Source organism: Pectinatus haikarae (genome assembly GCF_050916305.1).
In the GTDB taxonomy this organism is placed as follows: Bacteria; Bacillota; Negativicutes; order Selenomonadales; family Selenomonadaceae; genus Pectinatus; species Pectinatus haikarae.
Genome location: NZ_CP116940.1, coordinates 554,394 through 580,971 on the forward strand (window position 1 = coordinate 554,394; position 26,578 = coordinate 580,971).

At 42.8% G+C, this 26,578-nt stretch carries 28 protein-coding genes and 1 riboswitch; of the genes, 13 read left to right on the forward strand and 15 right to left on the reverse strand.

The features are described 5' to 3' along the window. Positions 1–2: 2 nt before the first annotated feature. Positions 3–1,949 carry a TonB-dependent receptor plug domain-containing protein gene (locus NXG61_RS02745; protein WP_196604326.1) on the reverse strand — a complete coding sequence of 649 codons (1,947 nt, stop codon included), beginning with the start codon at positions 1,947–1,949 and terminating at the stop codon, positions 3–5. A 221-nt stretch (positions 1,950–2,170) separates the two neighbouring features. On the opposite strand from NXG61_RS02745, the gene NXG61_RS02750 reads away from it, so the two are divergent. Beyond that, positions 2,171–3,019 (forward strand): MerR family transcriptional regulator, encoded by an 849-nt coding sequence (locus tag NXG61_RS02750; protein ID WP_307223600.1) that lies wholly within the window; start codon positions 2,171–2,173, stop codon positions 3,017–3,019. 33 nt (positions 3,020–3,052) lie between these two features. Here the strand turns inward: NXG61_RS02750 and NXG61_RS02755 are convergent, their stop codons facing one another. From NXG61_RS02755 to thiS, 7 genes are all read right to left on the reverse strand, one after another. Continuing rightward, positions 3,053–4,057, reverse strand: a complete 1,005-nt coding sequence (locus tag NXG61_RS02755) for an ABC transporter substrate-binding protein (RefSeq protein WP_307223599.1) — start codon at positions 4,055–4,057, stop codon at positions 3,053–3,055. Between the two features lie 11 nt (positions 4,058–4,068). After that, positions 4,069–5,052: a TIM barrel protein gene (locus NXG61_RS02760; RefSeq protein WP_307223597.1), complete on the reverse strand. Its 984-nt coding sequence runs from the start codon at positions 5,050–5,052 to the stop codon at positions 4,069–4,071. 80 nt (positions 5,053–5,132) lie between these two features. After that, on the reverse strand, positions 5,133–5,957 hold the full coding sequence (locus NXG61_RS02765) for an ABC transporter ATP-binding protein (RefSeq protein WP_196604322.1): 825 nt from the start codon (positions 5,955–5,957) through the stop codon (positions 5,133–5,135). A 162-nt stretch (positions 5,958–6,119) separates the two neighbouring features. Beyond that, the gene (gene thiE, locus NXG61_RS02770) at positions 6,120–6,779 is read right to left on the reverse strand and encodes a thiamine phosphate synthase (protein WP_196604321.1); all 660 of its coding nucleotides are present in this window, start codon (positions 6,777–6,779) and stop codon (positions 6,120–6,122) included. Between the two features lie 114 nt (positions 6,780–6,893). After that, positions 6,894–8,006, reverse strand: a complete 1,113-nt coding sequence (gene thiH, locus NXG61_RS02775) for a 2-iminoacetate synthase ThiH (protein WP_196604320.1) — start codon at positions 8,004–8,006, stop codon at positions 6,894–6,896. Position 8,007: 1 nt separating this feature from the next. Continuing rightward, positions 8,008–8,805: a thiazole synthase gene (locus NXG61_RS02780; protein WP_307223593.1), complete on the reverse strand. Its 798-nt coding sequence runs from the start codon at positions 8,803–8,805 to the stop codon at positions 8,008–8,010. Then, positions 8,802–9,008, reverse strand: a complete 207-nt coding sequence (gene thiS, locus NXG61_RS02785) for a sulfur carrier protein ThiS (RefSeq protein WP_196604318.1) — start codon at positions 9,006–9,008, stop codon at positions 8,802–8,804. The genes NXG61_RS02780 and thiS overlap by 4 nt, the downstream gene beginning before the upstream one ends. A 53-nt stretch (positions 9,009–9,061) precedes the next feature. Beyond that, positions 9,062–9,168: riboswitch (TPP riboswitch) on the reverse strand. A gap of 224 nt (positions 9,169–9,392) precedes the next feature. Here thiS and NXG61_RS02790 point away from each other — a divergent pair. From NXG61_RS02790 to ilvN (NXG61_RS02815), 6 genes are all read left to right on the forward strand, one after another. Continuing rightward, complete coding sequence (locus NXG61_RS02790; RefSeq protein WP_307223590.1) at positions 9,393–10,271, forward strand: DMT family transporter; 879 nt, start codon at positions 9,393–9,395, stop codon at positions 10,269–10,271. 187 nt (positions 10,272–10,458) lie between these two features. After that, complete coding sequence (ilvN, locus tag NXG61_RS02795) at positions 10,459–10,989, forward strand: acetolactate synthase small subunit (protein ID WP_196604316.1); 531 nt, start codon at positions 10,459–10,461, stop codon at positions 10,987–10,989. 26 nt (positions 10,990–11,015) lie between these two features. Beyond that, a complete protein-coding gene (gene ilvB, locus NXG61_RS02800; RefSeq protein WP_196604315.1) occupies positions 11,016–12,668 on the forward strand; it encodes a biosynthetic-type acetolactate synthase large subunit in 1,653 nt (550 codons plus the stop codon). A gap of 149 nt (positions 12,669–12,817) precedes the next feature. Continuing rightward, complete coding sequence (gene ilvC / locus NXG61_RS02805; RefSeq protein ID WP_307223585.1) at positions 12,818–13,819, forward strand: ketol-acid reductoisomerase; 1,002 nt, start codon at positions 12,818–12,820, stop codon at positions 13,817–13,819. 102 nt (positions 13,820–13,921) lie between these two features. Continuing rightward, positions 13,922–15,616, forward strand: a complete 1,695-nt coding sequence (gene ilvB, locus NXG61_RS02810) for a biosynthetic-type acetolactate synthase large subunit (RefSeq protein ID WP_307223584.1) — start codon at positions 13,922–13,924, stop codon at positions 15,614–15,616. Positions 15,617–15,620: 4 nt separating this feature from the next. Next, positions 15,621–16,121: an acetolactate synthase small subunit gene (ilvN, locus tag NXG61_RS02815; RefSeq protein ID WP_196604312.1), complete on the forward strand. Its 501-nt coding sequence runs from the start codon at positions 15,621–15,623 to the stop codon at positions 16,119–16,121. 104 nt (positions 16,122–16,225) lie between these two features. On the opposite strand, the gene NXG61_RS02820 is transcribed toward ilvN (NXG61_RS02815), so the two are convergent. After that, positions 16,226–16,738: an LptA/OstA family protein gene (locus NXG61_RS02820; RefSeq protein ID WP_196604311.1), complete on the reverse strand. Its 513-nt coding sequence runs from the start codon at positions 16,736–16,738 to the stop codon at positions 16,226–16,228. A gap of 180 nt (positions 16,739–16,918) precedes the next feature. Between NXG61_RS02820 and NXG61_RS02825 the strand changes: the two genes are divergently transcribed. From NXG61_RS02825 to aroB, 4 genes are read left to right on the forward strand one after another with little or no spacing between them, the layout of a single operon-like run. Next, positions 16,919–17,926, forward strand: coding sequence for a deoxyguanosinetriphosphate triphosphohydrolase (locus NXG61_RS02825; protein ID WP_196604310.1), 1,008 nt, complete (start codon positions 16,919–16,921; stop codon positions 17,924–17,926). Between the two features lie 33 nt (positions 17,927–17,959). Beyond that, complete coding sequence (aroC, locus tag NXG61_RS02830) at positions 17,960–19,108, forward strand: chorismate synthase (RefSeq protein WP_196604309.1); 1,149 nt, start codon at positions 17,960–17,962, stop codon at positions 19,106–19,108. Continuing rightward, positions 19,105–19,614: a shikimate kinase gene (locus tag NXG61_RS02835; RefSeq protein WP_307223580.1), complete on the forward strand. Its 510-nt coding sequence runs from the start codon at positions 19,105–19,107 to the stop codon at positions 19,612–19,614. The genes aroC and NXG61_RS02835 overlap by 4 nt, the downstream gene beginning before the upstream one ends. Beyond that, complete coding sequence (gene aroB, locus NXG61_RS02840; RefSeq protein ID WP_307223578.1) at positions 19,611–20,702, forward strand: 3-dehydroquinate synthase; 1,092 nt, start codon at positions 19,611–19,613, stop codon at positions 20,700–20,702. The genes NXG61_RS02835 and aroB overlap by 4 nt, the downstream gene beginning before the upstream one ends. A 33-nt stretch (positions 20,703–20,735) precedes the next feature. On the opposite strand, the gene NXG61_RS02845 is transcribed toward aroB, so the two are convergent. Next, complete coding sequence (locus NXG61_RS02845; protein ID WP_196604306.1) at positions 20,736–20,942, reverse strand: DUF1858 domain-containing protein; 207 nt, start codon at positions 20,940–20,942, stop codon at positions 20,736–20,738. Between the two features lie 200 nt (positions 20,943–21,142). Between NXG61_RS02845 and NXG61_RS02850 the strand changes: the two genes are divergently transcribed. After that, positions 21,143–21,943, forward strand: a complete 801-nt coding sequence (locus tag NXG61_RS02850) for a prolipoprotein diacylglyceryl transferase (RefSeq protein ID WP_196604305.1) — start codon at positions 21,143–21,145, stop codon at positions 21,941–21,943. Positions 21,944–21,989: 46 nt separating this feature from the next. Then, positions 21,990–22,334 carry an ASCH domain-containing protein gene (locus NXG61_RS02855; RefSeq protein WP_196604304.1) on the forward strand — a complete coding sequence of 115 codons (345 nt, stop codon included), beginning with the start codon at positions 21,990–21,992 and terminating at the stop codon, positions 22,332–22,334. Between the two features lie 291 nt (positions 22,335–22,625). On the opposite strand, the gene NXG61_RS02860 is transcribed toward NXG61_RS02855, so the two are convergent. The 5 genes from NXG61_RS02860 to NXG61_RS02880 all read right to left on the reverse strand — a co-directional run bounded on the left by NXG61_RS02860 (position 22,626) and on the right by NXG61_RS02880 (position 26,540). Further along, on the reverse strand, positions 22,626–22,883 hold the full coding sequence (locus tag NXG61_RS02860; protein ID WP_231038535.1) for an SHOCT domain-containing protein: 258 nt from the start codon (positions 22,881–22,883) through the stop codon (positions 22,626–22,628). A 93-nt stretch (positions 22,884–22,976) separates the two neighbouring features. Further along, complete coding sequence (gene rodA / locus NXG61_RS02865; RefSeq protein ID WP_196604303.1) at positions 22,977–24,086, reverse strand: rod shape-determining protein RodA; 1,110 nt, start codon at positions 24,084–24,086, stop codon at positions 22,977–22,979. Between the two features lie 136 nt (positions 24,087–24,222). After that, the gene (yfcE, locus tag NXG61_RS02870; RefSeq protein WP_196604302.1) at positions 24,223–24,780 is read right to left on the reverse strand and encodes a phosphodiesterase; all 558 of its coding nucleotides are present in this window, start codon (positions 24,778–24,780) and stop codon (positions 24,223–24,225) included. Positions 24,781–24,832: 52 nt separating this feature from the next. Continuing rightward, positions 24,833–25,297 carry a 6,7-dimethyl-8-ribityllumazine synthase gene (gene ribH / locus NXG61_RS02875; protein WP_307223576.1) on the reverse strand — a complete coding sequence of 155 codons (465 nt, stop codon included), beginning with the start codon at positions 25,295–25,297 and terminating at the stop codon, positions 24,833–24,835. A 34-nt stretch (positions 25,298–25,331) separates the two neighbouring features. After that, entirely contained in the window at positions 25,332–26,540 is a 1,209-nt protein-coding gene (locus tag NXG61_RS02880; protein ID WP_307223575.1) for a bifunctional 3,4-dihydroxy-2-butanone-4-phosphate synthase/GTP cyclohydrolase II, read from the reverse strand. Between the last annotated feature and the right edge of the window lie 38 nt (positions 26,541–26,578).

A 26,578-nucleotide genomic window follows, 5' to 3' on the forward strand; every position in this document is an offset into this window, starting at 1 on the left:
TTTCAGAAACTGTACTGCATGCCGAGCAGAAAGCTGCGCCCCGGCATAGGATAATTATAACTGCCGTCTGTTATCCCGCCGCTTTCAGCATATGCCGCATTTGTCAAATTATAGATTTTTGCATATAAATTAACATTACTATTTAATTTATATTGCGCCGCAAGATCAATCGTCAACCATTTCGAATCAACATATTTTGACTCTGCGGCTCCGCTGGCACCACGCCCGTAAATTTCTGCATCCCACTTATCCTTATTGTATTTCAGCCCTAATTTATATTGATTAGCCGGTATATTTCCGTCCCTTTCATATGCGCTGCCGCTTTCACTTTTTTCGCTCTTTATATATGTATAATTAAAATCTGCTGACCAATTGCTGTCAATTTTACGGTTCAGATATATTGTCAGACCGCGTTTTTTTAATCTGTCAACATTGGACACTTTCCAATCGCCTAAAGTATTGTCTGCGTCAACAGGTGCCCAGTCAATAGCATTTTTTATATCACTGTAAAAAACACTCATCCCGGCACCGGTTTTTGCATTGATTTGGCTGTCATAGCCAACTGTATAAACATTGCCTTCCTCCGGCTTCAGATTTGGATTGCCCGTATACGAGCCATAACCGTATCCGCCCGGTGAATAATAAAACATATCATTGGCCTGCGGTGCGTTAAATACCTGCCCCCAGGAAAAATAAGCTCTGTTATCCGCATTGAATTTTTTATTGATTGCTGCATGCAGAGTTGTTTTATCACCGAAATAATTATGCTTATCGTAGCGCGCACCCGCAGTAATACTCCAGGAGTTATCTATTTTCCACGTATCCTGCAAAAATGCCGCCTTATTGTTTATATTGCCTTCCCTTCCGTCGTACATAGCGGGACTGTTCACACTGGACTGACGCCATTCCAGACCTGTTACCATCTGATGTCTTTCATTCAACGCTATATTCTGCTGAAAGTCAATGCCTTCCTTTTTTTCATCATATTCGCTGTGTACTCCGCCGCTTACAAAATTACCTGCATAATAATTTTTATATATCTGCAGAAAACCGCTGTTTTCCTTGTTTTTATTCCATGTGTACTTAAGCGACACATCATTCGCCAAATCTGTTCCCCAGTCATTCGGCGCATAGCCGTACATGCTTTCCGGAGATTGATAAGGTTTTCTGCCGTTTTTGAACAAATGTGAAAAATAGAACGTCAGCATATCATCCTTTCCTATTTCCTGATCCAATTTAACTGTGGCACTTTGTGTATCGTTGGCTGAACTTGGCCATTTTTCATTGTCACCGGTTTTTGCATTTTTATATTTTACATAATCCTGACTGGATTTAGCCAGCGTAACAAAATAACCTGTTTTATTTTTCTTCCCGCTTACCGAGGCTGAATAGTTATGCGTTCCCCATGATCCTGTATTGGCATCCAGCGTTATTTTATCGGCAGCACCGCTTTTCGTAATAATATTTATTACCCCGGCAGCGGCATCGGACCCGTATAATGATGAACCTATCCCCTTTACTATTTCTATTTTTTCAATAAAGTCCGGTGCCGGCAGAAGACTGATATCAAAACCGGACCGTCCGCTTGTGCCTTTGTCAAGATTGAGCCGTCTGCCGTCGACCATTATAACGACGCGATCGTCACCATTTATAAATACGTGCTGATCACTGCCGCCAAATCCGCCCTGCTTAACCATAACACCGGGAGCATTGTCCAGTGCTTCGCTCACACTTTGATAATGTCTGTCAGCAATATTTTTTGCCGTTATAATATATACATCAGCCGGTGTATCCGCAATTTTTTCAGAAAGCCTTGATGCCGTGACAACTATGTCATCAAAATTATACGCCTGCGCCGTATCGGCAGATGCTACAGCATTCCCCTCCCATAAAACACTGCTGCCTATACAAACAGCTAAGACAATTTTTTTGTTTGTATGATTCTTCATGAATATACCATATCCTTCCATAAAGTATAATTATAAATACTTGTAAATAATAAACTATATAGCAAATATACTGTCAATTGCATAACAGCACTATTTATCAGGATCGAATATACTCTGCCCTCATATTTGTAAAAATATACAAACTTAATCTGCGGATGACCTGTATATCGATTGACTGGTTATCGATCAATATGCTATATTTATAATTAACAGGTGTAATAATGGATAAAAAATGTGATAATTATTTTACGAGCGGCGAATTGGCAGCACTTTACAAAATACCTAAACAGACACTTCTGTATTATGACAGGATAGATCTTTTAAAGCCTGAATTTGTAAGCAGCAACGGCTACAGGCATTATGCCATAGAGCAATATCTGACTTTGGAAATAATCCTCAATCTGCGTAAGCTTGATATACCAATAGCCACCATCAAGGAATATCTGACTGCCAAATCGCCTTCCGCCTTTATAAAGCTGCTTAAAAAGCAGGACGAAAAATGTCTTTTTGCAATCAGCAAACTGGAAAAAGTTCATCAGAGCCTCACCCTGGTCATGGAAAACACACTGCAGATGCAGACGGCAATTCTTGATCAGGTATTGCTGACATATGAGCCTGTCAGGCTTCTGTGTCTCACCGGCATAGACAGACATATCAAAGGCAAGGATTTGATCAAAATAATTGCCCGTCATGTTTACGATGTATTTTCCTGTAAACAATTCAGCAAAAAAAATGTTGGCTGGGTCATCGACCGCGATGAATTTTTCAAGGGCAATCCGCAGAAAGCCATTTCTTTTTATTCTGTTTATGACAATGACTCCAGGACAGCAAAACCCAATACATATCTGCGGCCTGCCGGTCTTTATCTCAAGTTGTCATTTAAGGGATCATATTATAAAAAAACTGACGAAATAATAAAATTACTGCAAAAATTTATGCGGGTCAACGAGCTTGAGCCTGTGGGAGATATTTTCGTATCTCCTCTGGAAAATCACTGGGTCACCTCCGATATTGATAATTATGTAAACAGAGTAATCGTTCGTGTTAAGCACACAAAAAAAACTGCCTAGTCGGCAGTTTTTTTGCATTTGCTGTATATATTTTTATTTGCTCTCTTCCTCTGAAACAGACAAATGCGCTTTATCCGGAAAGTCAAAGACACTGCCATAAACACAGCGGTCAATTTCCTGTATACCAAAAACAATATTTTGCGATACCGAATAAATATAACTCTCCCGCGGATATACAAGATTATTTTCTTTGATGGCATTTATCCCCTGCAGAGCCGGATCATCAAGATATTTTTCGTTGCGCACATTCGCATCAACCGAATTATGGTCAGCATATGCCGGCAAAAACAAAATATCCGGATTGATTTTTATCAGCTCTTCTTTGCTGACGGGCTGTCCATTATGCAGTCCCTCATCAGCCATTCCATTCACGACCCCTGCATATTTGCATATATCATCAAAGGAAGACCCTATGCCGCCGTATCCCGGCATAAGGGAAAGAATAGCCACTTTTTTCCTGTCCTCCTGCGGTATTTTAATAACCTTGCTCTCTATTTCGTTGATCTTTTCATCCATTAGAGCTATGAGTTCTGTTCCCTTCTCATGTTCTCCCAAAGCATCCGCAATGAGCTGTACGGAGACCTTCACTTCCCCGATATTTTTTGCACCGGGGACCACAACGACTTTTAGACCAAGATCCCTGAGACTATCAGCTATTTCAATATTATTCCAATCGGGGATTATGACCAAATCAGGTTTCATAGCAAAAATTTCTTCTGCCGAAGGATTCTTGATCTTTGTCGGAATTTTCTTGGCCAGATCCGGAATGGCAGAACTTACCGGATCATCCAAAAGATAATTCACCGCGGCAAGTTTATCCGGTCTCACTAAGCCTAATACAATTTCATCCGTACTCATCGAAAGTGTAACAATTTTCTGCGGTTTCTGCTCGAAGTTCACTTTCATGCCCCGGCTGTCCGTCACCGAATATACTGACCCGCCATTATGTTCCGCTTCTTTCACACCGCAGCCCATAATCAAAAAAACGCACAACGCCAGTACCACAGTGCCGCAAAACAGTCTTCGCAAATTTGTCATTTTTTCCACCCTTAACCTGAATATTTTTCACCGCTGCCTGAAAGCCCGCATGCCGTCAGCTGCTTTGCCAAAAGTATATCCAATTGAGAAAAATTTTTATAATTAAGCTCATTGACAAGATAATCCGGCTTTATCATTTTCAATATTCTTTTTATGCCTGTATGCGTAAAAGGCATATGCTGATCTATTGCCACTACGTGTTTCAGCAATATATGCGGATCCATGCATTGCGGTGCGCAGTGCCCGAAGGATTGCTGATATTTCCCTGAAAGTGAACAATTCAAGTGCACCCCTTTGATACGGCCTGCTTCCGCGCCCAATGCCGAAATTCTGCTTGCTATATATTCGACTGCCTGTTTTTCATTTTCAATTTTGCTGTCAGTATTCAGCAAATGGCCCGTATCAAGCATGATTCCCACATTTTTTTTCTTTATCAAGGAAAAAAACCTGCATACCGATTTTTTGTCAAGCAGTCTCAAACCCGGCCACCACAAATTCTCAAAGAACACTGAAACATCATCGGGAATACACTCGTCTATACAGTTAAAAACCTCCGCTGCCGCCTCCAGCACTTCATCATCATTATAGCTGAATGAAAAGGTGTACATTTCCGCCGGGCGGCATTCCGCCACATGCCACACCAGATATTCAGGACTTTGCCGCAATGCGATCTTTATATTTTTCCTTATCACAGACAGCCATTCACTCTTATTTACTGCTCCGCCAAAATAACGAAGCTTTTCCTGCTTATTTTTGAATTGTCCCTCTACTACGGTTATATTGCCCCGCCAAAAATCGAGCCAATATGGCCAATATGCCAGATGCACACCGACAGTGCTTTTACTGTAATCAGGAATAGGAATATGTGTGCCATATATCAATTGTTCTATTCCGTCCAGCCCATATCGCCTCAAATATTCTTCCAGTCTGATATTTCTTGCCGCCAAATCATTTTCATACCATTTAATAACACAATAATTTAATAAATTTTTCATAATAATCACAGAGCCATTATAAAGCATATAGCTTGTATACAGTCAACACCATCAGCGGCAAAAACAAAATACCTGTTTATTCAGCAAATTTTTTTCAGGAGTGCCTTTCCCTTTCTGCTGATAAGGCTGTTCTCCTTCGCGGTTATTTCCAAGCTGCCTGTTAGCGGATTTTCCACTATCTGTACCTCGGTATTATACGCCCTGGACAACATATTTTCCGTAAAAATATGTTGAGGTGCTCCATAGTCAAGCAGCCTGCCTTCTCCCAGCAGCATTATCCTGTCACAATATCTGGCTGCCAGATTCAATTCATGAACCACCATGAACACCGTTTTACCATTTTGTGCCAGCTCTCTTGTAAAGCGAAATGTTTCTTCCTGGTAAACCATATCCAATCCGGCTGTCGGTTCATCCATAAAAATAAGCGGTGTTTTTTGTGCAAGAACTTTTGCCAGAAAAATCCGCTGTCTCTGTCCGCCTGAAATTTCGTTGACAGGTATATTCTGCAGATCCTTCGTCCCCGTATATTCCAAGCAGGCCTGTACCAATTCTTCATCTGCCCTGCTTTCTTTCTGCCACCACTCCAAATACGGATATCGTCCGGCTGAGACGATATCCCTGCCTGTATAATTGAATTGTAAATTTATATTTTGCTGCATATAGGCTGCCATACGGGCAGTCTGTTTTGCTGTCAGCGCCCTTATGTCCCTGCCAAAATATGAGATTCTGCCTTTATTCAAAGGCTGAAGCCCTCTCAGTGCTTTTAGCAGAGTGCTTTTCCCCGAACCATTGCAGCCGATAATGCCGACAAATTGTCCGGCCGTTATTTCAGCGTTTATATTATTCAATATAATATGCCTGCCATAACCGATATCAATGTTTTCTATAGTTACGGCTGATTTCATAAGCATGTCCTCCCGTATGCGTAATATCTTATATTCATTGTACGACTGTTAAATTTGCCTGCATCTTATCCATTATATACTATAAATCCGACAGTTTGTCACAGGAAAAGACGGATCGCCGAAACATCGGCGATCCGTCCTTATTTAAAAAAATATATAGCCTCAGTGAATACCGGAAAACATTTTTTCCCGCAGTTTTTCCACTTTTCTTTTTATGTTTTCGGCTCCGACAACGTCGCTCACCACAGCTACCGTTTTTGCCCCCGCGCTGATGACTTCATCAATATTATGCTCTTTTATGCCGCCTATGGCAACAAAAGGCATCTGTGCATTTTTTGCAGCGTACGAAAGATAGTCAATACCCACAGGTACAGCATCCTTTTTGGTAGGTGTGGCATGTATGGGACCGACGCCTATATAATCAATATATTTCTTTAACTCATTGGCTCGTTCCAGCTCTTCCGCGCTATGCGTTGACAAGCCGATCAATTTATCGCTGCCGAGCATCTTGCGCACAACATGTACAGGCAGATCAGCCTGCCCGATATGAACACCGTCGGCATTAACCGCTATAGCTAAATCTATAAAGTCGTCAATGATAAAAACTCCGCCTGCCTGTTTTACCATATCACGCAAAATAAGACATTCTTCGTAACGAGAAAGGGCATCCTTTTCTTTTTCACGATACTGGATAAATTTGATGCCTCCTTCAAGCATTTCGCGGACCACTTCAATATTGTCACGCCCGTTTGACACTTTTTCAGCAGTTATCCCGTAAATTCCTGTGTTGAAAAAAGATTCCATGCCTGCTCTTAGATTCATAAATATCCTCCTGTGTGAGTACATTATGCGATGAATGTTCCAACATACATCGTATAACTATTTCGCGTATGGCGGGGATATTCCTGCAAATATTTATCATTAATCGTCTATTCTTCAAATAAGTGTCTGCCAATCTTTATACACGGGCTGATATCCCTGAGCATAAAGCATTTGCGCCATTTGCGGGACAGACCGCTGATCGGATATTTCAAATTGTCCGTCGTCTTCTCCCTTTGTATGGCCTCCGACCGCGACCGTTACGCCGCCGGATATTTTAGTAATTCCCATTTTCACCAAATGGTCACGCATTCTTGGTTTTTCCCTTGTTGACAGAGTAATTCCTGCCCGCGGCAAAAAAATCCGCAGCGCCGTTATATACTGTACGAGTTCAATATCATTTACTATAGAACGCGGCGCATAGCCAGCTGAACACGGGCGCATCCTCGGTGTAGAAACAGCTATTTCCGTATCCTTATATTTATGCTGCAGATAATCAGCATGAACGCCCGTAAAGAACGCTTCTTCGTGCCATTCATTAAGCCCCAGAAGCGCCCCTATATTCACATTGCGGATACCCGCACGGCAGGCGCGCTCCGGCGCATCCAGCCGATATTCATAATCGGCTTTCGGTCCGCCCGGGTGGAGTGTCTCATATATGTCTTTATCATAACATTCCTGAAACATTGTCATTCCGTCCACGCCCGTATCCGCAGCACGAATATAATCCTTTTCCGAAAAAGAATAAACTTCAATGGCTACACTGTCAAAATATTTTCTGAGGACTTCCACCGCTTCCAGAATATAATCAACCGGGCTGTATTTTTGCGATTCACCGGTCAATACCAAAATATTCCGGAGTCCTGTCTGTGTTATATTCTCCGCTTCTTTTGCGATCTCATCCATTGTAAGGCAGCGGCGGCTTATCTTATTATTGTGATTAAAACCGCAGTATACACACAAGTTATCACAATAGTCGGCTATATACATCGGCGTAAACAGCTGCATAGTATACCCGAAGTTTCTTATCGTATCGCGGCGGGAACGCTGCGCCATATCCTCCAGATGTTTTTGGGCGGCAGGCGAAAGCAGCCTCAAAAAATCCATGCGGCTGATTCTGTTCTTTGTCAGGACCTGCAATACGTCTTCCTCTGTTACCTTATTGAGAAAATCTGTGAAGTTCAGGTCATTATACTGCTGTTTTTCCTGCAGATAAGTTTCGGCAGACATATTATACTTCCTCCCTGCGCAAAAAACCGGTAAGCGGTGAGGAAGCACTGCTTGCCCCCGCTGCAAGTATTCGGCCCGTCCCGGCCAGAAATGCCGTTCTTCCGGCTATTATTGCCTGTGAAAAAGCTTCAGCCATCTTCACAGGCGAGCCGGCTGTGGCAACAGCCGTATTCACCAAAACAGCCGCGGCTCCCATTTCCATACATTCGGCTGCTTCGGATGGTCTGCCTATCCCCGCGTCCACGATGATAGGCGCATCTATTTCATCAATCAATATCTGGACAAGTTCCTTTGTTCTGAGTCCTCTGTTGGAACCTATGGGTGCGGCAAAAGGCATCACTGCCGCAGCTCCGGCATCCACCAGCCTTTTCGCGGCCATCAATTCAGGACTTATATACGGCAGTACGGTAAACCCCTCGGCTGCCAAAATTTCCGTGGCTTTCAGTGTTTCCTGATTGTCGGGCAAAAGATAACGATTATCAGAAATAACTTCTATTTTGATCCAGCTGCCGCAGCCCATCGCTTTTGACAAATGCGCAATCCTTATTGCTTCTTCCGCAGTTCTTGCCCCCGATGTATTCGGCATGAGAACAACATCCTGCGGAATATGATCAAGAATATTCTCTTCGGTCGATTTCAGATCAGCACGCCTTAAAGCTACCGTCACCACAGAAGCTTTTCCTGCGTGGATGACCTCCGGCATTTTTTTGTTGTCGGCAAATTTACCTGTACCGATAAAGAATCTGCTTGTTAAAATTTTTCCGCCAATTTCCAAATAATCATTTTCACTAACCGTCATTTAGAACCGCCTCCCATAAATGCCACTATTTCCAATACATCATTTTCCTTCAGCATTGTTTCATTCCATGCCTGTTTGTCGATTATCCGCTCATTCAACTCAGCAACGGCTCGTCCGCCGGCTGCTAAATTTTCATCCATTACTGTCTGGAGCGAAATGTTCTCGGCAAGCTGCCTTTTTTTTCCATTGATAACAATCTGCACTTTCATCACCTCAAAAAAAAATAAAACGTCCACCCTGATCAGGATAGACGTTATGCGTTCAAAACAAAACTCCCTACGCAGGCATTATCCCGATCAGGTCAAAGGTCAGGTGCTCACAGCCCTTTCTCAGCCTATTGCATAGGCTCCCTTGTTTTTATATTCAATTGTGTACGATTATTGTATGCCGATTAAATAGTTTTGTCAAACATCTTTGCCGGCAGATTCTATATTATACAGCAGGAAATTTGCCCAGTCTTATTGCTACGGCCGCCGTACTTGCGAAAAATCATAACCGTGATCCATCAATACTTGAAATATTCAACGTATATGAATTAAAATGATAGAGTATTTATTTTGGAATCGCAAAAGGAGAATAATAGCTTAATGAGCAGTCGTTTAAAAGGGTTCCTGCTGATCATGCTGGGAACCGCTCTTTGGGGAGCAACAGGAGTAGTGATCCAATATCTGCTGCATGACAAAATGTTTGATGCGGTATGGCTGACCTGTATCAGATTGATATGTGCCGGTGCTATTTTGCTGATTGCAGACAAAATCATCTGCCACGGCAGGACATTGTCCATATGGAAGGGCAAAAGCATCCGCGATATAATTATTTTCAGCGCCTTCGGCATGCTTGGCACTCAATTTACTTTTATTTTCACCATTTTACACAGTAATGCCGCAACGGCGACCATTCTTCAGTATCTCATGCCCGTAGTCATTCTTATATATATACTGCTCACGGAAAAACGCCGGCCGATGCCGCGGGAGTGCCTGTGCATCCTGATGGCTGTGGCAGGAACTTTTCTTCTGACCACCAAGGGTTCTCTCAGCAGCCTGGCTATTTCCCATACCGCATTATTCTGGGGACTGATATCATCGCTGGCCGCCGCTTTATATACATTGCAGCCGAGAGCTATGCTTACCAAGCATCATTCTTCCCTTGTTGTCGGCTGGGGAATGCTTTGCGGTGGTTTGCTGCTGTCATTCTTCCAATCACCTTTTTCCTTCAAAGGTATATTTGATTTCGGCGCGGCGCTGGCACTGCTTTTTGTAATTATCTGCGGTACCGTAATAGCTTTTTGGTCCTATATAGAAAGTACAAAATATCTTTATCCCACCGAGGTAGGCACCATGGCTTCCATTGAACCATTTGCCTCAGTTGCCCTTTCGGTGATTTTCATGAACGTTGCCTTCGGTCTGCCGGAAATTATCGGCAGTGTGTTGATTGTTGGTACAGTGTTCATTCTTGCTCAAAAATAAGCTCTTGCTTCGGTCTGCAAAACAGTCCCCCATGATTTTCACTCCATTTATAAACAAAAATATTAAATTTATTTACTTTTATCTGGATTTTCATCAAAAATTAATGTAAAATCATATATTAATATATAAGCATATTCACGGAATAATATGCCTAGTATTGTCAGATTCATAAAAGGGGATGTGATTCATGAAGCATGCGCTTTCTGTTCTTGTCAATAATCAGCCGGGAGTATTGCTGCGTGTCGTTGGCATGTTTTCCCGCAGATCTTTTAACATTGACAGCCTTTCTGTGGGGATAACCCAGTCACCGGAATATTCGCGGATAACTATTTTTTTCAGCGGGGAAACACATATAGTCGATCAGCTGATAAAGCAGCTGAGTAAAATACCGGATGTTGCTGCTGTTCAGCTGCATAATCCGGAAGATGCCGTATATCGCGGTATGACCCTGATAAAAATAAAATCGTCCGAGAGCAATAGACTGGACATCTTAAAAATTGCCGAACTTTTCCGTGCACGCGTGGTTGATGTACAGGCAACGACACTTATTTTTGAAATTACCGGACAGGATGAAAAGGTAGTCGCATTCACGCGGCTGTTAGAACCTTATGGCATCTTAGAAATAATACGGACCGGCCAGATCGCTCTGGAAAGAGGAGAACAAACGATCACAAGCTATAAAGAGAAACCGGGTTTCTACGGCAAAAATATGCTTTGACAGCGAATTTACATCGAGGTAAAAATATGGAAGGATCACAGGCAGTTATCAAATGTCTTAAAGAGCAGAGAGTAAACACAATTTTTGGCTATCCGGGCGGAATGATTCTGCCTCTTTTTGACGCTCTCGGCAAAGACAGCAGCATCGATTTTATTTTGACCACACATGAACAATCATCCGCACACGCAGCCGACGGCTATGCCCGTGCCAGCGGCAAAGCCGGTGTATGCATCGCCACATCAGGCCCCGGTGCGACAAATCTTGTGACAGGGATAGCTACTGCTTTTATGGACTCTGTTCCTATGGTAATTATAACGGGACAGGTGGACAGCAATCTGCTGGGCAGGGATTCCTTTCAGGAAACCGATATCTTCGGCATTACCATGCCTATAACAAAGCATAATTTTAAACTCCAAAGCGCAAAAGAGCTTATCCCGCTTCTGAGGAAAGCCTTTGCACTCGCACTCAGCGGCCGTCAGGGTCCCGTACTCATAGATATTCCGAAAGATTTTTTTTATGCTGATATCGCTTATCCGGAAAATACTACAGAAAATAAAGCTGCCAAACCGGATGCCGATTTTATCATCTGCGCAGCCGAAGCCATAGACGAGATCTTAAAAGCCGAACGGCCGGTGATCATAGCAGGCGGCGGCGTAGTTCTGGGCCGGGCCCACAAAGAGCTCATTGCCTTTGCTGAAAAATATAAGCTTCCTGTCGTGTCCACCCTTATGGGGATAGGCGCTTTTCCCAATGATCATCCTCTTTATATGGGGTTTGCCGGACTGCACGGACGGAAGTCCGCAAATTACACTGTTGCCGAAGCCGATCTGGTAATAGCTGTCGGCAGCCGCTTCGGTGACAGGCAGACCGGCAATATAGCCCATTACATATATGAAAAACATTTTATTCATATAGATATCGATCCTGCCGAAATAGACAAAAATGTTCACAGCAGCATCGGTCTGTCCGGTGACATGAAAACGATACTGAATCTTTTGATGCAGCGGGAAGCCGTAAATAATCCTGATGCATGGTGGAAAACGCTGAAAAAGCACAAAGAAAAATTTGCATATGAATACACCGGAAAATACGATGTGCCCAATATAATGCATCATATTTCGCAAACAATCAACAAAGGAGACTATGCTGTCGTAACGGATGTCGGTCAGCATCAAATGTGGGCTGCCCAGCATATCAGACGCCGTACGCCGCGCACGTGGTTCACTTCAGGCGGGTTAGGCACTATGGGCTTCGGTCTGCCCGCTGCACTTGGCATTCAGCTTTATTACAAAAATAAAAAAAGAGTCATCCATATCGCCGGAGACGGCGGTATAAAAATGACTGGCAGTGAATACTATACTATTGCCGCTCTGCGTCTGCCCATAATATCGATCATCATAAACAATGAATCGCTTGGCATGATACGTCAGCTGCAGAAAGTGTATTATGGTGCAAGATATTTTTCCTGTAATTTTGAATACAAAATGAATTACGTTAAATACACGGAAAGTTTCGGCATCAGAACTTATGATGTACACAGTATGGATGAATTTGTCGAAGCCTTCAGCAATGCGCTTGCGCTTAATGAACCGCAGGCTATAATTGTCAATGCCGGCAAGGCCTTTGTCGAACCGATGGCAAATACAGTCAGCGGAATTAACACCTTCGTAAATTTTTAGCATGTGTCAAACTGTAAATTTTTTAGCTAAATTCTATTGACAAAATTATTGTCAAAGTGTATCATGTATACAATGTTCTTTTGTAACTTTGTAAATCTAATAATCGGTATTTATTTTACCGGTTGGAATTTTGGGGAGATGTTTTATTTATGGCAAAAGTTTATTACGATCAGGATGTTAATTGGGATGCGATAAGTGGCAAGAAGGTCGCTATTATTGGTTATGGCAGCCAGGGTCATGCGCATGCCCTAAATTTGAAGGAAAGTGGTATTGATATCACTGTAGGTCTTTATGCAGGCAGCAAATCCGCACAAAAAGCAAAGGATGCCGGCCTAAAGGTCGCAGAGGTCGCCGATGCAGTAAAAGATGCGGACATTACCATGATTCTAATTCCTGACGAAATACAAGCTAAAATATATAAAACGGAAATTGCTCCCAATCTGAAAGCAGGCAGTGCGCTTGCATTTGCGCATGGCTTCAATATACATTTTCAACAGATACAGCCGCCGGAGGATATTGATGTTTTCATGGTCGCACCGAAGGGTCCCGGTCACCTTGTACGCCGCACCTTTGCGGAAGGCGGCGGTGTTCCCGATATTTTCGCAGTATATCAGGATGCCAGCGGCAAAGCCTGGGATATAGCACTTGCCTATGCCCGCGGCATCGGCGGTACCCGTTCCGGAGTCATTAAGACGACTTTCCAGGAAGAAACTGAAACAGACCTCTTTGGCGAGCAAGCTGTTCTTTGCGGCGGTATTACCCATCTCATTACCGCGGGTTTCGAAACACTTGTCAAAGCGGGTTATCAGCCTGAAATTGCTTATTTTGAATGTTTCCATGAAATGAAGCTTATTGTTGATCTTATGTATGAAGGCGGCATGGCAAAAATGCGTCATTCTATAAGCGATACGGCTGAATACGGCGATTACACCGCAGGTCCCCGTTTAGTCACGGACAAAACAAAAAAAGAAATGGAAAATATCCTTACCGATATTCAAGATGGCAGTTTTGCGACAAAATGGCTCACTGAAAACAAGGCAGGACGCGCTCAATTCTATGCAATGCGCCGCAGACATGCCGAACATCAGATTGAAGAAGTCGGCGGAAAACTTCGCAAAATGATGTCATGGCTGGATAAAAAGGAAAATTAATAAATCCTATGATGCGATCAAGGGCGGCGGGGCAGACTGAACAGTCTGCCTTACCGCTTTTTTTGTGCCTGCGGATTTTTCTTACTCAGAGGAGGAATTGTTGTGCATATAAACGGAGCTAGAGCCGTTATTGAGAGCCTGAAAAACGAAGGTGTTGAATTGATCTTCGGCTATCCCGGAGGTGCTGTGCTTACCTTATATGACGAAATCTATAAAACAAAATTTCCCCATATATTAACAAGACACGAACAGGGTGCAGTACATGCTGCCGACGGTTATGCCAGGGCCACGGGCAAGGTAGGCGTTTGCGTCGCTACTTCCGGTCCCGGTGCCACTAATTTGATAACAGGTATAGCCACAGCTAATATTGATTCTATACCTCTTGTCTGCATAACGGGACAGGTAGCGACCCCATTCATCGGCAAGGATTCCTTTCAGGAAGCCGACGTATGCGGTATAACCTCGCCTATCACCAAGCACAATTACCTTGTCCGCTATGCAGAAGATCTGCCGCGTGTGCTTAAAGAGGCTTTTTTCATAGCCGGAACAGGGCGTCCCGGACCGGTAGTGATAGATATAGCCAAGGATGCATTTGCTGCCGAATTTGATTATGAATATCCCGACAGTGTAAACTTACGCGGCTACAGCGGGATCAATATCGGCGACGAAAAAACGATTGACAGCGTCGTCACTGCTTTGCAGAAAGCAAAAAAACCTGTTATCTTTACAGGCGGAGGTGTTATTTCATCAGACACTCACAAATTTTTGCGTAAGTTTGCCAGCAGCATGCATATCCCTGTGACCAGCACATTGATGGGACTCGGCTGCGCCGATCCGGACAGTGACGGATATCTTGGCATGGCGGGCATGCATGGATCCTATGCATCGAACATAGCTATTATGGAGTGCGATTTACTGATCGGCATTGGTGTACGTTTTGATGACAGAGTCACTGGTATTGTAAATCAATTCGCACCAAATGCCGCTATAATTCATTTTGATATAGATCATGCGGAAATAAATAAAAATATAAAAACTGAACTGAGTGTAATCGGCGATCTCCAATGGTCTCTTCCGTTATTCTTGGAAAAAACCGCGCCGTATGTTTCATCTATAAAAAGCAATTGCAAAGAATGGTACGAATACACTATAAAGATGCAGAAGGAAAATCCTTTTACCTATAAGGAGGACAAGACACATATTCTTGCCCAAGAGGCAATCAGCAAAATTTCAGACATGTCCGGTCCCGATACTGTCGCCGTTACCGATGTCGGACAGCATCAAATGTGGACCGCACAATTTTTTAAAATTTACGGTCCCCGTAATTTTATAACCTCGGGCGGTTTGGGCACCATGGGTTATGGTTTGCCTGCTGCCATGGGGGCAAAGCTCGGCATGCCTCAAAAAAAGGTGCTGCTATTTTCAGGTGACGGCAGCATCATGATGAACTGCCAGGAAATGGCGACACTGGCCGATTATGCTATAGATATAAAAATAATTGTTATCCATAATTCGGTACTGGGCATGGTTACACAGTGGCAGCGTATGTTCTACGGTAAAAGATATTCACATTCTCTTTTCAAAAGCAAAGCCGATATCGTAAAAATAGCGCAGGCAATGGGCATTAAAGGTTACCGTATTGAAAAAAAGGAAGATCTGAAAACAGGCCTGGAAAAAATCTTCAGTGAACACGGTCCCGTACTCATCGATATTGTTGTGCCGGAAGTTCAGGATGTACTGCCGATGGTGCCAGGCGGTAAACGTCTTGATGAAATGATCTTGGAAGGAGATATCTGATTTTATGAAATATCAAATCGCTATTCTGGCGGAAAATAAACCGGGCGTGCTTACTCATGTATCGGGACTGATCAGCCGCCGTGCTTTCAATATTGAAACAATAAATGCCGGATATACTGAAGAGAATGATGTTACCCGCATAAATATTGTAGTGAATGCCTACAATGAGACTGAACTGAACAAAGTCATCCATCAAATGGCCAAACTTATAGATGTAATAAAAATTGTCAATATAAGTGAACTTCCCTCTATAAACAGAGAACTCATAATGGTCAAGGTAAAAGCTGACACGCCTGCCGTGCGTGCAGACATTGTCAATATTGCCAATATATTCAGAGCTCATATCGTGGATGTCGGCCATGAAAATGTTGTTCTTGAACTAACGGGCGAGCAGGAAAAATTGGCGGCACTCATTGACATGCTCAATTGCTACGACATTTTGGAAATTGCCCGTACCGGGCCTATTGCTCTTTCCCGCGGCACAACACCGATAAAAAATATGTAAAAAAACAGGCATTGAAAAATGCCTTTTTTATGCCCGCATGCTTTTACTGCTCTGCCGGGATAAACTGAATTTGAAATTACCGCTGCACTTATTTTTTCTTCTGCTCAATCGGCAGCATCATTTAAAAATTTGTTTTCAGCTACATTATATTTGATCTGATCGTATTTCTTTGTTTTACCGTCCTGAACTACTTCGACATTACCGGAGAAATCTGCGATCTTCGTTTCCCAATTAAATACGGTTTTATCAGCCTTTATGCTCAGTCCTCCTGATTTAAACTGTGTACCGTCTTTCACTGTGATCGTCTTTTCAGCCCATGAGCCGTACAGATCATTGCCACTAAAATTTATGGGAGCCGTTCCTTCTTCATTTGTTCCGTAAAGACAGTTGATATTACTCTGCGCCCATACTTCAAAGGATGTGAGATTTACTTGTGCATGATCGGCTGTAACAGTGAATTTACCGGTTTCAACATGTACGTTTCCGTCCAGCTTGTATGTGCCCGATAAAATATCAAATGTTGTTTTATCAGCTGTGACCTTAGGTGAAGCAAAAGCAGTATATGTACTTATAAACATGACTGCGATCATTACAAGGGATATTTTTAATATACGCATAAAAGCCTCCATAAAATTTTTCTTCTTTTATTAATATTATATCATATTATGATCCGAACATATAACGACTAAAAATTAACTTCTATTATTTTTTACATAGGACAGTTATAATATATTATAGTAATTTACTTGAGCAATACAGATAACAGCGATAATTTTTTTGTGCAGGGTGGTGCATTTATGAATGTAAGAGAACGAACAGAAGAATTGGAATACGAGATACTGTCTGCGGATGCTGCAAAAAGCAGAGAGGCTGTCCGCGGCCGCCATGAAGAGATGTGCCTTTTTCGGACAGCGTACCAACGTGATCGCGACCGCATCCTTCATTCAAAATCTTTTCGCCGGCTCAAACATAAAACACAGGTTTACATAACCTCCGGAGACCACTATCGCACACGTATGACACACAGTCTTGAAGTAGCTCAGATTTCAAGGACAATCGCACGCGGTCTGCGCCTGAATGAAGATCTGACAGAAGCTATCGCTCTTGGTCATGATGTAGGACACACACCGTTCAGCCACGCCGGAGAGGATGCCATGTCAAATCTCATAGGTCATTTTTCGCATAATGAACAAAGCCTGCGCATGGTGGAATATCTGGAAAAAGACGGAAAAGGCCTCAATTTGACGCTTGCCGTAAAAGACGGTATCCTAAATCATACAGGCAGTACAGTACCGTTTTCGCTGGAGGGCCGCATAGTAAAAACAGCTGACAGAATAGCCTATCTTTGCCATGATTTCGATGACAGTCTGCGTTCCGGTCTGCTGAAAAAAAATGATCTGCCCGAATCCGTGGCAGTGTCTTTGGGTAACGATCATTCCACTATGATCACCGGCATGGTCAGTGATATGATATTGTCATCGACCGGCAAACATGATATTTTATTATCGGAACCTATGAAAGAAACCATGGATGTCTTTCGCAGCTTCATGTTCGAGCGCATATATCATTCCAAAATACTGGCGAGAGAACGAAAACAGGCATGTTTTGTAATCGAACAGCTATTTGGCTATTATATGAAGCATTTCCACAAACTGCCGCTGGAATTTCGCCGAATGGAAGAAAAATGGGGCAAACAGCAGACAGTTGTCGATTATATTGCCGGTCTTACCGACAGTTACGCAGTCGCAAAGTTCAATGAAATATTCGTACCGCCAGTCTGGAATCAATGGATGAAGGCTAAATAAATTTACAATAAAGAATAAGGAAGGATTGTTGTTATGTTACGTTTTCTTACTGCCGGTGAATCACATGGTCAATGCCTGACTGCCATTTTAGAGGGGATTCCCGCCGGGCTGCAAGTCGATGCTGACGAAATAAACAAAAAACTGGCCCGCCGCCAAATGGGATATGGCAGGGGCGGCCGTATGAAGATAGAAACGGATAAGGCTGATATCTTATCGGGAATACGTTTCAATGAAACTATGGGTGATCCCATTACCCTGCAAATAAAAAACCGCGACTGGGGCAATTGGATAAAAAAAATGTCTGTCAAAGGAGAACCGTTCGGTGATAAAGTGACCGCAGCCAGACCGGGTCATGCCGACTTAGTGGGTATACACAAGTATGACAGAACCGATATCCGCGATATTTTAGAAAGAGCAAGCGCACGCGAAACGGCTGCTAAGGTAGCAGTCGGTGCCGTATGCCAGCAGTTTCTGCAGTCCCTCGGTATCAGTGTATTTTCTCATGTAGTAAATATCGGCGGCGTCGAAATAGATCGTCACAGCATTGATTATACCAAAATCGCAGACAATACCTCCGACCTTAACTGCATAGATGCGGCGGCCGAAGAAAAAATGCGGCAAAAGATCCGTGATGCAGGACAGTCGGGCGACACTCTTGGCGGTATGTTTGAAGTAATAACTACGGGCGTGCCGGAAGGACTCGGTTCTCATATCCAATGGGACAAAAGGCTTGACGGCAGACTGGCACAAGCTCTTATGTCCATACAAGCTATAAAAGCCGTCGAAATAGGCGACGGTCTCGCTTATGCATATAACCCCGGCAGTAAAATGCACGATGAAATGTTTTATGATGAAAACAAGCAGGTCTATCGAAAGACAAATCACGCCGGCGGACTGGAAGGCGGCATGACCAACGGTGAAAACATCATATTGCGCGCCGTAATGAAGCCGATCCCGACCCTCATGGCTCCTCTTCATTCCATAGATATCAAAGATAAAAAAGAAGTTTTAGCCTCTACAGAACGCAGCGATATTTGTGCTGTAGCCGCAGCATCGATAGTAGGTGCTGCCATGATCGCGTATGCGGTTGCCGATGCTGTTTTGGAACAGTTCGGCGGACACGCCATGAACGATATCCGTTCTTCTATTGAAAACTATAATAAAAGACTGGGCAAAAAATGAAGAATATTGTTTTAATAGGTTTCATGGGAACCGGCAAAAGCAGTGTAGGACGTCTTCTGGCTGAAAAACTCGGCTATTCTTTCGTTGACACGGATACACTTATCGAAGAAAGAACCGAATTGTCTATTCCTCAAATTTTTGCCGAATCAGGAGAAGATTACTTTCGCCAGTATGAAAAAAAAATCGTAAAAGAAGTTTGCAGCCGCGCTAATATTGTCATATCGACCGGCGGCGGCGTGCCCATGTTTGAGGAAAATCGTCTGTCCATGAAAACCGGCGGCAACATATTGATTTGTCTGCGTGCCGGAATCCCGACAATTATGAGAAGAACAAAAGGCCGCAATAACAGACCTCTGCTGAAAAATGATGAAAGCAAAATGCAGTCACTTTTAGAAAAAAGAATGCCTTTTTATGATCAGGCCGATTTCATGATTGATACAGATGATCTCACGCCGCTGCAAATAGTTAATGAAATCATCGTATATCTGCGGAGGAAAAAGAATTGAAGACAGTAACCGTTCCCATCATAAATAACAGCTACGATATTTATATAGACAACAATTTACACAAAACAATTGCCGATTTTTTTGCGGGCAGTAATTTTTCACGTACCGCCCTTGTTGTCACGGACAGCAATGTAGGCAAATTATATAGTGAAAAAATAACAGATCTGCTGCGGACAATCGGTTTTTCACCTCGCTTGGCCATACTGGAAGCCGGAGAAAAAACAAAATCCTTTACTTCCGCTCAGGATCTCTACACCGAAGCCATCAAAGCCGGCTTGGACAGAAAGTCGCCGATAATCGCACTTGGCGGCGGTGTAGTTGGTGATCTCGCCGGTTTTATCGCAGCAACCTATATGCGCGGTGTTCCTTTTATTCAAATTCCGACCAGCCTGCTGGCGCATGTCGACTCTTCCGTGGGCGGCAAAGTCGCGGTAAATCATCCCCTCGGCAAAAACTTGATCGGTGCGTTTTATCAGCCCAAAGCCGTTTTCATAGACCTTGACATGCTGCAGACACTTCCTGCCAGAGAAATATCTACCGGCCTGGCGGAAATAATAAAGTACGGCCTGATTTATGACAAAACATTTTTTGACTATATAGCCGATCATTCCGCCGAAATTTTTACATTGAACAACGAGATTCTGAGAAATATCATAGCCAGATCATGCGAAATCAAGGCATCTGTTGTAGCCGAAGACGAGAAGGAAACAGGACTGCGCGCCATCCTGAATTTCGGACATACACTGGGCCATGCCATCGAAAGAGAAACGAGATATAAAAAATACAATCACGGTGAAGCTGTCGCCATAGGTATGCTTGGCGCCGCTGCTATAAGCTGTGAGCTTGGCTTTATCGAAGAGGGTACAGTGTCGGACATCCGCCGCATCCTCGACTTATGCAGGCTGCCCGATAAATGCACCGGCTGCTCCGAAGCAGGCATATATAACGATCTTTTTCACGACAAAAAAACTGTCGGAGGCAAAATAAACTGGATCCTTTTAGACGAAATCGGAAAAGTTCATTTGGATGACACAGTCCCGGAAAAAGTCGTGCATAATGCCATAAAAAATATACTGTTCAATAAATAATAAACCGGCAGGATTTTCCTGCCGGTTTATTATTTATTGAATCTGTGCATCTGCAACTTCGTTGAGATTTGCCATCAGTTTATCAATATCGATGCCGTGTGCCATAGCTCCCTGTTCGATATTTTCGAAATGAGATGCGGCACAACCGATACAGCCCATACCTGACATAGCAAAAACATCAACGGTTTCCGGGTATTTCTGGACAACTTCCATAATCCCCATATCCTTTGTAATTGTCATATTATTATCTCCTTATCCAAGTACTTGACTACGATATAATTATAACACATTTTTTATATTTTATTTGCTAATTTTTTATATTCGAGTTAAAATATTACAATAATCTATTCGTCTCTTATACATTGACTTATTTAGGTTCAACAGCTGAACCATCAACAAAAATCCAACGGATAAAGAAAGGCATATTGATCTATAACATCATGTTTATACTAGGACACTTTCACATATATTGGTACGGTATTACCATCGTTTTATCCATACTCCTCGGTCTGCTCGTGACATGGCTGAATACACAAAAAAGAGAGGAAGATTTTTCTACTGTGGTTGATCTTCTCCTCTGGAGTATCCCTCTCGGCATAATTTTCAGCCGCGGAGGTTATGTATTGCTGCATTGGCAGGAATATGCCGGCAAGCTTTTCAGCATATTCCTGCTCAGTCAAGGTGGATTATCTATCTATGGCGGATTTGCCGGTTTTCTTCTTGGCAGTGCATTTTATCTCTATCTTTCCGGGAAAAATTTCTGGCACTGGATGGATATTCTTTTACCTGGGATGGTTGCTGGTCTTATCGTCGATCAGATCGGCAATTTTTTTATGCAAAACACCATCGGGCTTCCGTTAGCTTCCGTAGCAAACGATCACAGTCTGGCCGCTTATGTTGATTTTAAGCAGAGGCCGACGGGATTCGAACATTATTTATATTTCCGGCCTGTAGCTTTATACCAGGCGGGAATCTTAGCATTTGTTTTGTTTTTTTCTCTTATACTGACATATCTGCAGGTAAATTATATGAAAATACGCAGAGGCAATATCTTTCTTCAGGCTATGATTCTTGCCGCCGGCTGCCGTTTTATTTTCGGTTTTATGTATCTTTCCACCCAAAAAGACTCTGCCCTGCACCAAGGCCAATATGTTGCTTTACTTGGCGTTGTCATTGGTCTTACTGTCTATTGGCTGCGTGAAAGGAATTTTAAAAAAAATCATACATATCATTTTGAATGATTTATATATTGGGGATTTTATCCCATGATAGGAGAGAGATAGTCATATGATGTCATTAAATTTCCAAGCACCCAAACACGAAAAAATGCTGATGGTCCGTCAAAAAAATTGTACTGTACGTTTAGGCGATGTAAGCAGACAATACCCTGAAAGCTCATTAGTCTGGATAACCACAGGATCTAAATTGCAGCCCAAGAAAAAACTTTTTGTCGCTTTTCTTGACAAGGTTCAGGTAAAAAAAATGGCTGAATTAACTTCTGAAGATCTTGATCATCAAAATCCTGAAATAAATACACGCGAAGATCTGATCGCCGATTTTGAAAATATTTACAAAAAGAGAATCACAATGGAAGACACCGTAACGGTTATCTACTTTTCTGAAGTTTTATAAATGGAGATTTAATTCAGACGGCGTTTTGACGCCGCCTGAATAGTAGTCGAAATTGTCCATGGAGTATTAAGCGGGTTAATCATCGGATAAACTAAATCCATCCGCAGCAATTAAACAGCAAAAAGCCTTAGTGTTATTGCACTAAGGCTTTTTGCTGTTTATTATAGTTTGGGTAAAACTCGGACCAGTAAAAAAGTATATTTTATCCGTTGACCGGACTTCATCATCCATCTTGCTGCAAAAGACAGACAATAAATAAGTCTGGCATCGGGAAATATCTGCAGTCAGTCTTTACTGCAATTCTTTCTTCATTTTTTGAAACTCTTCAGCAGGCAGCTCTCCTTTGGCATAGCGCTCTCTCAATATTTCCAAAGCCGCATCGTTCTGCCCACGTAAATGACGGCAATTGCCGCCGCGAAAAATATTTTTATAGAAGTATATTGCTGCCATTACTATAAGAACTGTAAATGCCAGATGAGTTATCATACCAAAACCGGCACCCAGCCAATCAAAGCCATAATGACCGCCAAAACCGCCATATCCCATCATAATATATTCCCTCCTTTAAGTTGTTTACAGTATAACTCAATATTGTGAACTTTCTATGGAGAAAATATGATTTTTTTGATACACCGGTGATTTTCAGAAAATCAGCTGCTGACGATTATTGTAAATATTCAAGAGCATTCCCATACCCATTATATTAGTTATCAGCGAACTGACACCATAACTTATAAAGGGCAGCGGGATTCCTGTCACGGGCATAATGCCGATTGTCATTCCAACGTTGACCAATACATGGAAAGCCAGCATTGAAGTCATCCCCACCGCCAACAGCATACCCAGATTATCACTCGCTTCTCTGGCTATTTTTATTCCCCTCCATAAAACAAAAAGAAATATCAGCAATACGATGGTCGCACCAATAAAACCCAGCTCCTCGCCTATTACAGCAAAAATAAAATCTGTATGATTTTCCGGCAGAAAATTCAATTGGCTCTGAGTCCCCTGAAACAGACCTTTTCCGTATAAAAGGCCGGAACCGATGGCTATTTTTGACTGAATGATATGATATCCGGAACCAAGCGGATCTATATTCGGATTGATAAATACCATAATACGCATTTTTTGATACTCTTTTAAAAAATGCCAGAAAATTGGCAGGCAGGAAAGACCTATTCCAAGAATTATCCCTATCAATTTCATATTTACACCGGCAGCGAATATCATCCCAAAAAATATGGCAAGAAAGACCAGCGCTGTTCCCAAATCAGGTTGTGTGACCACAAGACAAAACGGTATGATTAAATAAATGGCAACCGGCAGCAATTCCTTGAAAGTATTGAGTTTACCAACACGATTTTCCAATAAAACTGCCAATGATATTATCATAATCAGTTTTGAGAATTCTGACGGCTGAAAGCTGATTGGCCCTATCTGTATCCAGCGCTGAGCGCCCAGAGCTGAATGACCGGCTATATCAACAGCTAAAAGCATCAGCGCATTGAATATATAAAGCTTATTGCCCAATGGCTGCAGCATACGATAGTCGAACTTCATCATCAAGAAAACAATAACTGCGCCCAGCACGGCAAAAATCCCCTGCCTCTGCACATACCAATATCTTTCGCTGCCCGGTGCATTAATATGAGTGGCACTCCCTATGATGACAATACCGACCAGGACCAGCAATGTGATCGCTATTATCAGCGGAAGATCTATGCGGTGTAAAAGTCTGCTGTTGTTGAACATTCTGCCTTAACGGCCTCCCTGTATTTATGTTTGTGATTAATTCTATATTCTAAAGCAAAAGCAGTGGAATGTAAATATCCCACTGCCCTGAATCTGCTCTAAATATTTGAGGTCAACCCGCAGGCTCCCGCTTTTATTATCTTTTCAGCGCCAGCAAAACTTCATCCGTATCTATATCAACTATCTCAATCTTTTTATCCGTTAAAACAGCTGCGGTCTGTCGTCCGTCTGTCCTTTTGCTGAGTGCAGGAGACCCGGGATTCAAGAATATGGTATTACCGCGTTTTTCCAGCACATTGATATGCACGTGCCCGCTTATAAACAAATCGGCTTTCAGATGGGCAGCCATATCGTCTTTCTCTTTATCGGTCATAACATAGTGCCCATGTGTCGTCACTATTTTAAGTCCGTCAATCACCACATAAGTATAAGGTGCCTGAACAGGCATATTCAAAACCAGCGTATCCACTTCACTGTCACAATTTCCGCGTGTCACTATTACCGGCATAGGCAGACTGTTAAGCTTTTCTGCCAGTTTTGCCGGATCATAATCAGCCAGCATAGGATTTCGGGGACCGTGATAGAGAACATCGCCCGCATGAATGATCATGTCAGCATCTTTAAAAAACTTATCATACGCCAATGCAAATCGTTCGGCGCAGCCATGTGTGTCACTGATAATTCCCACTTTCAAAATACCCAACTCCTTTTTACCGGCTTTACTGCCATCAATACTTTACCACACATCAGATTTTTCTGAGCAGATCTGCCATTTCTATAGCACTCATAGCAGCATCAGTCCCCTTATTGCCGACTTTTGTTCCGGCGCGTTCAATAGCCTGTTCAATGTTTTCGGTGGTCACTACGCCAAAAATAGTCGGCACTCCGGTAGAAAGTCCTACGGCCGCCACCCCTTTAGATACTTCATTGCAGACATAATCATAATGTGTTGTCGAACCGCGAATAACGGCACCGAGACAGATAACTGCATCGTATTTATCACTCTGCGCCATTTTCTTTGCAACCAGAGGAATTTCAAAAGCCCCCGGCACCCACGCTACTGTCACATCATCTTGTGATGCATCGTGCCGATTCAATGTATCGATTGCTCCTGACAGCAGTTTGCTTGTAATAAATTCATTGAATCTGGCTACTACTATTGCGAATCTCAAACCTTTTGCCGATAAATGTCCTTCAATGATCTTTGCCATAATATAATCCTCCACGCATTCTTATAATATATACTCACTGAGCGTTATTCAATAAATGTCCCATTTTTTCTTTTTTTGTTTTAAGATATCCTGCATCAAAGCTATTAGAAGGTATTTCTATAGGTACTCTTTCGACGATTTTCAGACCATAACCTTCAAGGGCTGCTCTTTTTTCCGGATTATTCGTCATCAGACGAATACTGCTGAGTCCCAGGTCGGTCAAAATCTGGGCACCTATCCCGTAATCTCTCATATCCGGCGCAAAGCCCAGCAGAACATTTGCTTCCACTGTATCCTTGCCGCCGTCCTGCAGAGCATAAGCCCTAATTTTATTGGCGAGACCAATGCCCCGGCCTTCCTGCCGCATATACAGCACAACGCCTTCGCCTTCTGCTTCGATGCGACGAAGTGCCTGTGCAAGCTGATCCCCGCAGTCACAGCGCATAGACCCCAAAACATCACCGGTAAGACACTCAGAATGAACGCGCACCAGCACATTCTTTTTACCGCGCACATCGCCTTTTACTATAGCAATATGGCACTTGTCATCAAGCTGATTTTCATAGGCTACTATTTTAAACATACCATACTTACTGGGGAATTGTGCTTCTTCCACTTTTTTTAAAAAACATTCCGTGCTTTTCCGGTATTTTATCAACGCTGCTACCGTTATAAAAGACAAGCCGTGCTCTTTGGCAAATTTATACAGCTCCGGTGTACGCGCCATATGTCCATCCGCACTCATTATTTCACAGCAAAGACCTGCCGGTTTCAGTCCTGCCAGTCTCGCCAGATCGACTGTAGCTTCTGTATGTCCTGTCCGGCGCAGTACTCCCCCTTCAACGGCACGCAGAGGAAAAATATGCCCGGGACGCCGCAAGTCAGTCGGTTTTATATCTTCTTCCATCATTTTCTTAACTGTCAGCGCCCGTTCAAAAGCAGATATTCCCGTAGTTGTATCAATATGATCGACAGAAACGGTAAAAGCTGTTTCATGGTTATCCGTATTATGAGCCACCATGGGTTCAAGACCCATTTTATCAACAAGCGACGCATCCATCGGCATGCATATTAACCCTTTGGCATGAATTGCCATAAAATTTATTATATCTGGTGTGACCAAATCTGCGGGAGCAAGCAGATCGCCTTCATTTTCTCTGTCTTCATCATCTACCACAAGTACCATTTTACCGTTCTTAAAATCTTCTATTGCTTTTTCCACCGAATCAAATTTTATTTCCATAAAAATCCTCTTTTCCCAAAATAGCTGTGCTATAATAC